This is a genomic window from Rugosimonospora africana (genome assembly GCF_016862975.1).
GTDB classification, from domain to species: Bacteria; Actinomycetota; Actinomycetes; order Mycobacteriales; family Micromonosporaceae; genus Rugosimonospora; species Rugosimonospora africana.
In genome coordinates this window covers 22,051-34,962 of sequence record NZ_BONZ01000027.1, presented here as the reverse complement: position 1 = coordinate 34,962, position 12,912 = coordinate 22,051, and the positions used below count along the sequence as shown (strand labels likewise).

The window sequence follows — 12,912 nt, the reverse complement described above, 5'->3', positions numbered from 1 at the left end:
CTTCAGGGCCGATTCACCGCGTCCGCACCATGATCGTCATTCCCGGTTGGTGGGCTCGCCCGGCGGGCCACTGTCCCGCGGATGTCACCGACGCGATAGAGGATCCTGATGAGTAAGTCCCCGGATTCCGCCACGAATTCCGCCCACCTCACCCGACGCCGGCTGCTCGGCGCGACCGCCGCGGGTGGCCTGTCCGCGGCCGCCGCGGCCGTGCTGCCGGCCAACGTCCGCAAGGCGGTCGCCGCTCCGGCACCCGAACGCGGCAAGCTCAAGGACATCGAGCACGTCGTCATGCTGATGCAGGAGAACCGCAGCTTCGACCACTACTTCGGCACCCTGTCCGGGGTCCGGGGCTTCGAGGACAAGCACGCGATGCGCCTGCCCAACGGGCAGCCGGTGTACTACCAGCCCGACCCGTCCAACCCGGACGGGTACCTGCTGCCGTACCGGCTGGACACCCGCACCACCGCCGCGCAGGCCATCCCGTCGATGAGCCACGAGTGGGTGGTGCAGCACCAGGCGTGGAACGGCGGCAAGATGGACAACTGGCTGCCCGCGCACCGCGCCGCCGACGGCGCGAAGAAGGGCCCGTACACGATGGGCTACTTCACGCGCGAGGACATCCCGTTCCAGTACGCGCTCGCCGACGCGTTCACTGTCTGCGACGCGTACCACTGCTCGGTGATGGGGCCGACGCACCCGAACCGGTACATGTGGATGACCGGCACCATCGACCCCAACGGCCTGGCCGGCGGTCCGGCGCTGGACAACAACGCGCCGGCCGGCACGTATTCGTGGACCAGCTACCCCGAGCGGCTCACCGCGGCCGGGGTGAGCTGGAAGTTCTACCACGAGCCGGCGAGCGCAACCGGCCTGCCGCCCATCGCGCACCTGAAGCAGTACACCGAGGCCGGCGCCGATTCGCCGCTGACCGTGAACGGCCTGACCGCGCAGCCGACCGGCCAGTTCGAGTACGACGCGATGAACGACAAGCTCCCGGCGGTCAGCTGGATCCTGCCGCCGACCCAGTACGACGAGCACCCCGCGCGGATGCCCGCGGCCGGTGCGTCGTTCGTGGCCAGCAAGATCGACGCCATCGCCGCGAACCCCGAGGTCTGGGCCAAGACGGTCTTCATCCTGTCGTACGACGAGAACGACGGCATGTTCGACCACGTGGCCCCGGTGACCCCGGCGCCCGGTACCCCGGACGAGTTCGTCACCAAGAACTCGGTCACCGGTGTCGCCGGCGGCGGCCTGCCGGTGGGCCTGGGATTCCGGGTGCCGTGCATTATCGTGTCGCCGTGGACCGCCGGCGGCTGGGTGTGTTCGGAGCTGTTCGACCACACCTCGCAGCTGCGCTTCCTGGAGCGCGTCACCGGTGTCGCGGAGCCGAACATCAGCGCCTGGCGCCGCTCGACCGTCGGCGACCTGACCTCGGCGTTCCGGTTCGGCGACACGACCCGCACGGCGCCGGTGCTGCCGGACACGCAGAGCCGGTACGCGCTGGCCCAGTACGAGACCAGCCAGCTGCCGATGCCGGCCGCGCCCACCAGCGACCAGTCCGTACCCCACCAGGAGCCGGGACACCGCCACCAGGTTCCGTAACGGCCGCACCGGCGGGCCGGGTGCCAGGCGCCCGGCCAGTCGGGCGTGCGGCGGGCCGGGCCGGGCGCCGATAGCATCGGGCGCATGAGAATCTTCGCGAGCCCCGACGAACTGCTCGACGCCGCCGGCACCCACCTCGGCTACAGCCCGTGGCGCACCGTCGAGCAGGAGCGGGTGACCGCGTTCGCTGAGGTCACCGGCGACCTGCAATGGATTCACATCGATCCCGAGCGGGCCGCGGCCGGACCGTACGGCACCACGATCGCGCACGGGTACTTCGTGCTGTCGCTGCTGCCGTCGTTCGCCGCCGAGGTCTACCGGGTGGAGAGTGCCCGGATGGCGGTGAACTACGGGTTGGGCAAGGTACGGTTCCCGGCCCCGGTACCGGTGGGCAGCTCGATCCGCGCCGGCATCGAACTGGTCTCCGCCGGCCAGGCCGGCGACGCCGTGCACACGGTCGCGCTCGTCACGGTGGAGCGCGAGGGTGGCGAGAAGCCTTGCTGCGTGGCCGAGACCATCGCCCGCTTCTACGCCTGAGCGCAGCCGGAGCCGATCTGTGGCGGAGGCGAGCACAGGCCCCCGCAGCTCAGCCTGAGCGCAGCCGGAGCCGAACCGTGGCGGAGGCGAGCACAGGCCCCCGCAGCTCAGCCTGAGCGCAGCCGGAGCCGATCTGTGGCGGAGGCGAGCACAGGCCCCCGCAACGACCCGTGAGCGGAGTCTGACCGCACCACGCGTCCCTGCCCGGGCAGACCCCCGAGCATTCAGGTATTGACATCAATAAAATTAATGTCGAGAATCCCCGGTATTGCTCAATCGTGGGAGCGCTCCCAATTTCGGGCAACCCACCGTCCGCGTACCACACCCCTGGTCCGCACCGAAGGAGGAACATGGCACGTCTGCGCGCGATTCTCGTCGCCGCCGCGGTCGGTGCCGGCGCCGCGCTGGTCGCGGTGAGCGCCGCCACCGTCGCCCACGCCGACACCCAGATCTGCACCCAGTACGGCTCGACGACGATCCAGGGCGGCAAGTATGTCGTCCAGAACAACAACTGGGGTGACACGACGACCCAGTGCATCAACGTCACCGGCACCGGTTTCAGCGTCGCCTCGGCCAGTCACAACAAGGCACAGAACGGTGCCCCCGGCGCGTACCCGTCGGTGTACGCCGGCTGCCACTACGCCAACTGCTCGACCGGCAGCGGGCTGCCCATGGCGGTCAGCAACTCACAGTTCAACTCGATCGCGACCAGCGTGTCGATGACCTACCCGAACAACGGCAGCGTCTACGACGCCTCGTACGACATCTGGTTCGACCCGACCGCGCGCACCGACGGGCAGAACACCGGCGCCGAACTGATGGTGTGGCTCAACCACACCGGCTCGGTCCAACCGGTGGGCTCCCGGGTCGCCACCGTCAGCCTGGCCGGCGGCACCTGGGACGTGTGGTACGGCAACAGCGGCTGGAACGTGATCTCCTACGTCCGCCAGTCCGCGACCAACTCGATCAGCTTCAACGTGTCCAGTTTCTGGAACGACATCGTGAACCGCGGCTACGGGCAAAGGTCGTGGTACATGACCAGCGTTCAGGCCGGCTTCGAACCGTGGGTCAACGGCACCGGCCTGGCCGTCGACAACTTCACCTACAGCGTCGGAGGCGGCGGCGGCAACCCGACGCCCTCGCCCACGCCGACCCGCACCGCCTCGCCGACCCCGACTCCCACGAGCGGTGGCGGCGGAGGCTCGGCCTGCCGGGTCAGCTACGCGGTCCAGCAGTGGCAGGGCGGCTTCACCGCGAACGTCACCGTCGCCAACACCGGCAGCGCGGCCGTGAACGGCTGGCGGCTCGGTTTCACCTTCCCGGGCGACCAGCGCATCACCAACGGGTGGAACGCCACGGTCAGCCAGAGCGGCGCGGCGGTGACGGCGACCAACCTCGCGTACAACGCGGCCATCCCACCGGGTGGCAGCACGTCGTTCGGCATGCAGGGCACCTGGACGGGAAGCGACGCCTCCCCGACCTCGTTCACTCTCAACGGCTCAGCCTGCGCCACCGGCTGAGTCACCGTCCCTTGTGGACGGTGCCGACGCTCCGGGCACATTCCCGTCAGCCCGGAGCTCGACGCTCCGGCGGTCCCGGCACCGGGCCGCCGGAGCGTCCGGCACTCGCCGGGCAGGCCCACCGGCGAACTCAGCCAGCGCACTCAGCCAGCGCACACGGCCGGCGAACACAGAGCCGGCGCCGACGGCAATGCGACAGGTCGGTAAATGGCACCGCCGGCCCGGTGACACTCAGGCTACCGGTCGGTAGCGTGCCGTTATGGTCGACATCACCACCCTCGCCATCCCCGCGTACGTGGTCCTCATGGCCGTCGAGGCGGTCTCCTTCCGGCTGCTTCCCGATGAGGGCGAGCAGGGGTACGCGATGCGCGACACCGCCACCAGCCTCGCCATGGGCCTGGGCAGTGTGCTCGCCGGCCTCGGCTGGGGCGCGCTCACGCTGACCACCTACCTCTTCGCGTACCACCTGACGCCGCTGCGGGTCGCGCCCTCCTGGTGGAGCTGGGCCGCGCTGTTCGTCCTCGCCGACCTCACCTACTACTGGCAGCACCGGGCCGACCACCGGGTCCGGATCCTCTGGGCGAGCCACGTCAACCACCACTCCAGCCGCCGGTACAACCTGTCGACCGCGCTGCGGCAGAGCTGGACCGGTATCGGCACCATGCCGCTGGAGCTGCCGATGGTGCTGCTCGGCTTCCCACCGGCCATGATCTTCGCGAGCATCGGCGCCAACCTGCTGTACCAGTTCTGGATCCACACCGAGCGCATCGACAAGCTCCCCCGGCCCATCGAGTGGGTGCTGAACACGCCGTCACACCACCGGGTGCACCACGCGACCAACCCGCAGTACCTGGACAAGAACTACGCCGGCGTGTTCATCGTGTGGGACCGGCTGTTCCGCACCTTCGAACCCGAGGTCGAACCGGTGGTGTACGGGCTGACGAAGAACATCGACACCTACAACCCGGTCCGGGTGGCGTTCCACGAGTATGCGGCGATCGCCCGGGACCTGCGGGCGGTCCACGGTGTACGGGCCCGGCTGGGCATCCTGTTCCGCACGCCGGCCTGGTCGTCGGCGACCGTGCAGAGCGCCCGGACGGCCCTGGCCCCGGCGGCGTGAGCCGTGGTTGATAGCGTCGGGATCATGCGCGTCGGTATCGTCATCCTGCCCGATCTGCCCTGGTCACAAGCCGCCCGCCGATGGCAGCGCGCGGAGGAGTACGGGTTCGACCACGCCTGGACGTACGACCACCTCGGCTGGCGGAACCTGGTCGACGGGCCGTGGTTCGACGCCGTACCCACGCTGACCGCGGCCGCCACGGTGACCTCCCGGATCCGGCTGGGCACCCTGGTCGCCTCGGCCAACTTCCGCCACCCGGTGCACTTCACCCGCGAGGTGACCGCGCTCGACGACATCAGCGCCGGCCGGGCCGTCCTCGGCCTGGGCGCCGGGGGCGCGGGGTTCGACGCGGGTGTCATCGGGCTCCCGCCGATGACCGACCGGGAGCGGGTCGACCGGTTCGCCGAGTTCGTGGACCTGCTGGACCGGATGCTGACCGGCGACCGGGTGACCTGGGGTGGCCGGTACTACACGGCGGTCGACGCCCGCAGCACCCCGGGCTGCGTCCAGTCGCCCCGGGTGCCGTTCGTGGTGGCCGCCAACGGTCCGCGGTCCATGCGGCTCGCCGCCCGGTTCGGGCAGGGCTGGGTGACCACCGGCGGCGGTGAGGACGACCTCGCCACCTGGTGGCGCGGCGTCGGCGAGCGGGTACGCCGGTTCGATGACGCGTGCGCCGCCGCCGGCCGGGATCCCGCCACCGTCGACCGGTACCTGTCGCTGGACGCGGCACCGGTGTTCTCGCTGTCCAGCGTCGGGGCGTTCACCGACGCGGTGGAGAAGGCCAGGGCGGCCGGCTTCACCGACGTGATCACCCACTGGCCGAGGCCGGAGGGCTGGTACGCCGGCGACGAGGCGGTCCTGGACGCGGTGGCCACCGAGGTGTTGCCCAGCCTCCGGCAGAGCTGACCCGCGGGTCGCGGCCAGGCCGGCGCGGGCGAGCGGCGCGGACACCCAGTGGCGCGCCGGACACCCCTCGGCGCACCGGACATCCACCGGCGCGCCGGTTACCCGCCGTGCCGCCGGGTACAGCCCGGGCATGCTCGGTTGCCTGATCATGCTGCTCGTGCTGTTCGCGGCCATCGCCGTCATCGGCCTGGCCATCAAGGGCGCGATCTGGCTGTTCGTCGTCGGCCTGCTGCTGTTCCTGATCACCGGCGGAGTGACCTGGCTCCGCCGCCGGTTCTAGCAGATCCCGCCGCGCGATAGGGCCCGGCTGGCGCTACGCGTGCCCGGTCCGCGCTGTGCGTGCCCCAGTCCGCGCCATGCGTGCCCAGTCCGCGCTACGCGTGCCCAGCCAAGCGGAGCCGGGCTCCCGCCCGTCGTGCGGACTTGGCAACGCGACCGCAACGATCAACGTCATCGACGTTAATAACCTCCTTTCATGATCGGCATCAACGACGGTCCCCGTTGTCGCCGATCAGGAGGGTCGATGAATCCAGTACCGCCACAGGTCACCCGGCGCAGTTTCCTGAGGTCCGTGGGCGTCACCGGCGGAGCCGGCGCGCTGTTCGCCACGATGGGCGCGCTCGGCCTCGCACCCACCGCCGCCCAGGCGGCACCCGCGTTCCGGGCACCCCGCCCGTCCGACTTCTCGCTGACCGGCCGCAAGCCCCAGAAGGTGGTCATCCTGGGTGGCGGGATCGCCGGCCTGACCACCGCGTACGAACTGGGCAAGGCCGGCTACGACTGCACGATCCTGGAGGCGCGCGGGCGTACCGGTGGGCGCAACTTCACCGTACGGGGCGGCACCGAGCAGACCGACCTGGACGGGCACACCCAGAAGGCGAAGTTCTCCGACGGCGTCTACCTGAATGCCGGGCCGGCCCGGATCGCGCAGTGGATGGTGACCCTGGACTACTGCCGTGAACTCGGCGTGCCGGTCGAGGTGTTCACCAACCAGAACGCCAGCGCCTTCATCTACAACGAGTCGGCCGGCATGACGCCGGGCAACGCGGTCAGGTACCGCACCGGGAAGGCGGACGTCTACGGGTACGTGTCCGAACTGCTGGCCAAGGCTACCGACCAGGGTGCCCTGGACAGCGCACTGAGCGCGGACGACAAGAGCCGGCTGCTGTCGTTCCTGAGCGGCTTCGGCGCGATCGGCGGCAAGGCGTCCGGCTACGCCTACACCGGCACCGAGCACCGCGGGTTCGTCACCGACCCGGGCGCGGGTACCGACGCCGGCACGATCCTCGGGCCGCCTCCGTCGCTGACGGACGTGTTCGCCAGCAACGTCGGCCGGTACTTCTCCTTCGAGTTCGGCTACGACCAGGCGATGCTGATGTTCCAGCCGATCGGCGGGATGGACCAGATCCCGCAGGCGCTGACCCGGGCGATCGGCGCCCACCGCGTCCGGTTGGGCGCGGCGGTCACCGGGATCGTGGACGGCCCCTCCGGAGTGCGGGTGAGCTACACCCAGCAGGGCCGGTCGAAGCAGATCACCGCCGACTACTGCGTCGCGGCGATGCCACCGCACCTGACGGCGCGCATTCCGCACAACCTCGGCGCGGACGTGACCGCGTCGCTGGCCAGCTTCCCCGCGACCCCGGTGGGGAAGATCGGGCTGGAGTACCGCAGCCGCTGGTGGGAGACCGACTACAAGATCTTCGGTGGGATCACCGAGACCGACCTGGACCTCCAGCACATCTGGTACCCGTCCTACGGTCACCTCGGCGAACGCGGCCTGATCGTTGGGTACTACAACACCGGCAGCGCGGCGAACGTCTACAGCGCCCTGTCACCGGCCGACCGCGAGGCCCGGGCGATCGCCCAGGGCGAGAAGATCCATGGCAGCAAGTACCGCACGGAACTGGCCACCTCGTTTTCCATGGCCTGGCACCGCACCCCGTATTTGGAGGGCGGCTGGACGTCGCCGCCGTACACCGGCCCGGGATACCAGCTGCTGCTCCAACCGGCCGGCCGGGTGTACTTCGCCGGTGACTGGCTGTCCCACGCGGTCGCCTGGCAGCACGGCGCGTTCGTGTCCGCCCGGGCCACGGTCAGCGCGCTGCACCAGCGCGTCATGGCCGGCTGAGCCGCCCGGGGCGGATCAGCCGAGCGTCTCGTCGACGTAGCACCACCGCCACGATTCGCCCTTCTCGTACGAGCGCATCACGGGGTGGGTCGTGGCGGTGTAGTGCGCGGTCGCGTGCCGGCGCGGCGACGAATCGCAGCACCCCACGTACCCGCAGGCCAGGCACAGCCGCAGGTGTACCCAGTCGGTACGCCCCTCGGCACGGCAGCCGGCGCACTCCGCGGCGGCCGGCTCCGCCGGCTCGACCGCCTCGCCCAGATGTTGACAGCTCATGGCCTGCGCTCCAGCAACGATTCCTCCAGGTCCATGTCGCGCTGCGCCTCGCGCAGCACCTCCTCGGGTATCTTGCCCTCGTCGCGCGCCTGCCGGAACACTCCCCGCTCCGCTTCCAGCATCGCGGCGCGCAGCCGGGTGTACGCCTCGGTCGGGGTCTCCCTCCGCCGGCTGCCCAGCCGCTCCCAGGCCCGGTTGGCCCGCACGTCGATCTTGTCGCGGAGCCGTTCGACGACGTCGGCGGGCAGCTCGTCCTCCTGCCCGGCGATCTCCTTCTCCAGCCGCTCCCGGGCGGCCCGGCTCGCCGAGGTCTGCACGGCCGCCTCGGCGAGCGCGTCGTCCTTCGGGTCGTCCGGCTCGATGCGCAGCATCCGGGCCACCGCGGGCAGCGTCAGGCCCTGCAGCAGGAGGGTGGCCACGATGGTGGCGAACGCCAGGAAGACGAACAGGCCCCGGGGGTACGCGGCGCCGTGCGCCAGGGTCGCCGGCAGCGCCAGCGCGGTGGCCAGGGTGACCACGCCACGCATGCCGGCCCAGGCCAGCAGGGTCGGCACGTTCGGCCGAGGCGCGACGCCGCGCTCCCGGAGCTTCGGTACCAGCCGGGTCAGGTAGGTGGCCGGGTACATCCAGACGAACCGCGCCACGATCACCGTCAGCACGACGACCACGGCCGCCAGCACGACCGTACCCACCGGGGTGCGCAACTGCTCCAGGGTGCTCCGCAGTTGCAGGCCCACCAGCACGAACACCGCGCCTTCGAGCAGGAAGCTGACCATCCGCCAGAACGCCTCCATCTGGAGGCGGGAGGCGGCCGACATCAGCACCGGGTACCGGTGCCCGAGCGCCAGGCCGGTGACCACGACCGCGACGACGCCGGAGGCGTGGATCGACGTCCCGGTGGCGTACACGACGAACGGCACGATCAGTGAGACCGCGTTGTCCAGCAACGGATCGCTGATCCGCCGGTGCAGTGCGCCGAAGACGACCGCGCCCAGCGCCCCGACCGCCACTCCGCCCAGGGAGGCGAGCAGGGCGTTGCCCGTGATCTCCCCCGCGCTGACCGCGCGACCGGTGGCGGCCGAGGTGGCCACGCCGAAGATGAGCAGCGCGGTCGCGTCATTGATCAGGCTCTCGCCCTCCAGGATCGCGACATGGCGGCGGGGCAGGCGGACCCGCCGGGCGATCGCGCTGGCCGAGACCGCGTCCGGCGGTGCGACCACCGCCCCCAGCGCCACCGTGGCGGCCAGCGGCACCGCCGGCAGTACCAGGTGCAGCGCGTACCCGACGCCCAGCGCGGTGAACACCACCAGCCCGACGGCCAGCAGCAGGATCGGCCGCAGGTTGAACCGGAAGGCGGGTACCGAGGTGTTGACCGCCGCGACGTACAGCAGCGGCGGCAGGATCCAGGTCAGCACGAGGTGCGGATCCAGGTCGACGCGCGGCACGCCGGGTACGAACGACAGCACGATGCCGGTCAGCAGCAGGAGGATCGGCGAGAGCATGCCGAACCGGCGGGCCAGGGCGGACACGGCCACCACGACGGTGACCAGTCCGACGACGGTCAGCAGGTTGGTCACGACCGGGGCCCGCTCACGACTGGGGTCCGCTCACGACTGGGGCCCGCTCACGGCGACGGCTGGGAGCTGGGCTCGATCGGCAGGATCACCCGGAACCGGGTGTCGCCCGGACTCGACTCGACGCGGATGTCGCCGTGGTGCTTTTTGACCACGATCCGGTACGAGATGTCCAGCCCCAGCCCGGTGCCCTCGCCGACCGGCTTGGTGGTGAAGAACGGCTCGAAGATGCGGGGGCGCACCTCGGGCGGGATGCCCGGTCCGGTGTCGCCGATCTCGACGATGATCCGGTCGCCCTCGCAGGTGGTGCGGACGGTCAGCGTGCCGGTGCCGGCCATCGCCGACAGCGCGTTGTCGATGAGGTTGGTCCACACCTGGTTCAGCTCGGCCGCGTACGCCGGGATCTGCGGCAGGTCCGGGTCGTACTCCTTGACCAGCCGCACCCCCTCCGGGATCTTCCCGTGCAGCATGGTGAGCGTCGCGTTGAGCAGGTCGTGCACGTTGACCGTCTGGAACGGCGTGCGGTCCAGTTGGGAGTACTGCTTGGCGGCGGCGACCAGCCCGGAGATGCGGGTGACCGAGTCGTCGATCTCGCCCATCAGCAACTCGGTGTCGATGGTGTAGGTCAACCAGCGCACCGCCGGGTCCAGGTTGTCGTCGCCGACCGCCGAGGCGACCTTGTCCAGCCACTCGGCGTCGATGCCGCCCGCGACGAGCGTCGGGGCGATGTCCCAGCCGCCGGTGATGCCGTGCTCGTCGAGCCAGTCCCCCAGCTCGTCCTCGGCATCGGCGGTGTCCAGCGGCGAGCGGGGCGGCGCGATCGCGGCCCGCTTCACCGCGGCGTCCTGGAACTCGACCAGTTCGTGCAGCCGGCTTCCGTCGAGCCGGCCGTCCGCGATCATCGCGAGCTTGTGCCGCATCCCGGCCACCCGGTCGCGCAGCACCGAGGTGGCGCGCACCGCCGCGGCGGCGGGATTGTTCAGCTCGTGGGTCAGCCCGGCCGACAGCGAGCCCAGGGCCAGCAGGCGCTCCCGCTCCCCGATCACGGTCTGCTGGTTGCGCATGCCGAAGAACAGGCCCTCCAGCAGGTGCAGCGCCATCGGGAACCACTCCCGAACGGCGTGCGCGATGGTCTCGGCCGGCAGCTCGAGCATCTCGACGTCGGTGATGGCGCGCATGCCGTGCGCGTACACCTGGTCGATGCTGGTCATGAACGCCTGGGTGGCGCCGCCGTACACGCCCCGCTGCTCGGTGCGGCTGACCTCGACGTCGTCGCCGTGGATCCGCCGGATCAGCGCGATGGTGCCGTGCAGCAGCACGAAGAAGCAGGTCGCCGGCTCGCCCTCGACGTAGACCGGGGTGCCGGCCGCCCGGTTCACCACCCGTCCCTTGTCCGCGAGCAGGTCGAGCTGCTCGTCGTCCAGGCGCTCGAACAGAAACAGGGTACGCAGCTCATCCGGGGTGAGCCGGTCGCCGTCCTCAGCCATGTCGCTCTCCTGTCTGTCTGTCCGGCTCTCCTACTGTCCGGCCAGGTACCGGTGCACCAGCGCCACCGCCGCGGCGCCCTCGCCGACGGCGGACGCGACCCGCTTGAGGCTGTCCGCCCGGACGTCGCCGGCCGCGAACACGCCCGGCAGGCTGGACTCCAGGTGGTACGGGTCGCGGGGCAGCGTCCAGCCGGTCGGCCGCTGCCCGTCGCGTACGAGGTCGGCGCCGGTGACCACGAAGCCGCGCGAGTCTCGGGCGACCGCGTCGCCGAGCCAGTCCGTGCGCGGCTGGGCGCCGATGAAGATGAACAGCGCGGCGGCGTCCGCCGTCCGGGTCTGGCCGGAACGCCCGTCGCACAGGACCAGCCGTTCCAGGTGCCCGTCCCCCTGCGCGGCCATCACCTCGGTGTGCGGGTGCACCTCGATGGTGTCGATCCCCTCGATCTGGTCGATCAGGTAGCGGGACATCGAGCGGCCCAGGTCGCCGGAGCGGATGAGGATGTGCACCCGGCTCGCGTACCGGGAGAAGTAGACCGCGGCCTGGCCGGCCGAGTTCGCGCCGCCGACGATGTAGACCTCCTCGCCCGCGCAGCTCGGCGCCTCGGTGGACGCCGAGCCGTAGTAGATGCCGCGGCCCGTCAGGTCCGCGATGCCGGGCGCCTCGAGCAGCCGGTACGACACCCCGGTGGCCAGGACCACGGAGTGCGCGGCGATCGACGTGCCGTCGGCGAACTTCAGCAGCCGGGTCGGCCCGGCCGCCTCCAGCCCCACCACCTCGCGGGCGGACAGCAGCTCGGCGCCGAACTTCAACGCCTGCCGGCGGGCGCGCTCGGTCAGCTGCGCCCCCGAGACGCCGTCCGGGAAGCCGAGGTAGTTCTCGATCCGGCTGCTCTGGCCCGCCTGGCCGCCGGTGGCCCGCTGCTCGACCAGCACTGTGCGCAGGCCCTCGGACGCGCCGTACACCGACGCACCCAGCCCGGCCGGACCGGCACCGATCACGACCAGGTCGTAGAAGTCGGAGGTCGGGGTGGTGGTCAGGCCGACCTGCGCGGCCAGCTCGGCCTCGCTCGGCGCGACCAGCGGCTTTCCGTCGGGCAACACGACGACCGGTACGTCGTCCGGGGTCAGGCCGGCCGCCTTGAGCAGGCGCCCACCCTCCGGCTCGTCGGCGAGCAGCCACCGGTACGGCACGAGGTTGCGGGCGAGGAAGTCGCGTACCGCGAACGACGGCGCCGACCAGCGGTGCCCCACCACCCGGGTCTCGGTGATCGACGGGTCCGGGGTGGCGATCCACGCGTCCAGCAGGGTGTCGACCACCGGGTACAGCTTCTCCTCCGGCGGGTCCCACGGCTTGAGCAGGTAGTGGTCGAGGTCGACCAGGTTGATGGCGTCGATGGCGGCGTCAGTGTCCGCGTACGCGGTCAGCAGCACCCGCCGGGCACGCGGGAACAGGTCCATCGCCTCTTCGAGGAACTCGATCCCGTTCATCTGCGGCATCCGGTAGTCGGCCAGCATCACCGCGACCTGTTCGCCGCGCAGCTTGATCTCGCGAAGCGCGTCCAGGGCGTCGGGTCCGGACCCGGCGCGCACCACCCGGTACCGGTCGCCGTAGCGGCGGCGGACGTCACGGGCGACCGCGCGGGACACGGCGGGATCGTCATCGACGGTCAGGATCGCCGGGTTCGTCATGGCGTCGGATCAGCACCTTCCGGGCGGGGCGATACGGGCGACCTCAACATGCCATGTTGATCATGAATTCGGC

11 protein-coding genes are annotated in these 12,912 nt (G+C 71.1%); 7 read left to right on the top strand and 4 right to left on the bottom strand.

The window, feature by feature from the left end; all coding sequences use genetic code 11:
• The first annotated feature begins 108 nt into the window (after window positions 1–108).
• From Raf01_RS13755 to Raf01_RS13725, 7 genes are all read left to right on the top strand, one after another.
• A complete protein-coding gene (locus Raf01_RS13755) occupies window positions 109–1,605 on the top strand; it encodes an alkaline phosphatase family protein (RefSeq protein WP_203918235.1) in 1,497 nt (498 codons plus the stop codon).
• Window positions 1,606–1,689: 84 nt separating this feature from the next.
• Entirely contained in the window at window positions 1,690–2,142 is a 453-nt protein-coding gene (locus Raf01_RS13750; RefSeq protein WP_203918234.1) for a MaoC family dehydratase, read from the top strand.
• A 350-nt stretch (window positions 2,143–2,492) separates the two neighbouring features.
• Window positions 2,493–3,662, top strand: a complete 1,170-nt coding sequence (locus Raf01_RS13745; protein ID WP_203918233.1) for a glycoside hydrolase family 12 protein — start codon at window positions 2,493–2,495, stop codon at window positions 3,660–3,662.
• A 259-nt stretch (window positions 3,663–3,921) separates the two neighbouring features.
• On the top strand, window positions 3,922–4,782 hold the full coding sequence (locus tag Raf01_RS13740; protein WP_203918232.1) for a sterol desaturase family protein: 861 nt from the start codon (window positions 3,922–3,924) through the stop codon (window positions 4,780–4,782).
• 24 nt (window positions 4,783–4,806) lie between these two features.
• A complete protein-coding gene (locus Raf01_RS13735) occupies window positions 4,807–5,688 on the top strand; it encodes an LLM class flavin-dependent oxidoreductase (protein ID WP_203918231.1) in 882 nt (293 codons plus the stop codon).
• A 130-nt stretch (window positions 5,689–5,818) separates the two neighbouring features.
• A complete protein-coding gene (locus tag Raf01_RS13730) occupies window positions 5,819–5,968 on the top strand; it encodes a hypothetical protein (protein ID WP_203918230.1) in 150 nt (49 codons plus the stop codon).
• Between the two features lie 243 nt (window positions 5,969–6,211).
• Window positions 6,212–7,816 carry a flavin monoamine oxidase family protein gene (locus tag Raf01_RS13725; RefSeq protein ID WP_203918229.1) on the top strand — a complete coding sequence of 535 codons (1,605 nt, stop codon included), beginning with the start codon at window positions 6,212–6,214 and terminating at the stop codon, window positions 7,814–7,816.
• A 15-nt stretch (window positions 7,817–7,831) separates the two neighbouring features.
• Here Raf01_RS13725 and Raf01_RS13720 read toward each other — a convergent pair whose 3' ends face one another.
• The 4 genes from Raf01_RS13720 to Raf01_RS13705 are packed head-to-tail and all read right to left on the bottom strand — an operon-like array spanning window position 7,832 to window position 12,839.
• Entirely contained in the window at window positions 7,832–8,089 is a 258-nt protein-coding gene (locus Raf01_RS13720) for a UBP-type zinc finger domain-containing protein (RefSeq protein ID WP_203918228.1), read from the bottom strand.
• Window positions 8,086–9,666 (bottom strand): Na+/H+ antiporter, encoded by a 1,581-nt coding sequence (locus Raf01_RS13715; RefSeq protein WP_203918227.1) that lies wholly within the window; start codon window positions 9,664–9,666, stop codon window positions 8,086–8,088. Before Raf01_RS13715 ends, Raf01_RS13720 begins: the two co-directional genes overlap by 4 nt.
• Window positions 9,667–9,713: 47 nt before the next feature.
• Window positions 9,714–11,150: an ATP-binding protein gene (locus Raf01_RS13710; RefSeq protein WP_203918226.1), complete on the bottom strand. Its 1,437-nt coding sequence runs from the start codon at window positions 11,148–11,150 to the stop codon at window positions 9,714–9,716.
• 30 nt (window positions 11,151–11,180) lie between these two features.
• Window positions 11,181–12,839: an NAD(P)/FAD-dependent oxidoreductase gene (locus tag Raf01_RS13705; protein WP_203918225.1), complete on the bottom strand. Its 1,659-nt coding sequence runs from the start codon at window positions 12,837–12,839 to the stop codon at window positions 11,181–11,183.
• Between the last annotated feature and the right edge of the window lie 73 nt (window positions 12,840–12,912).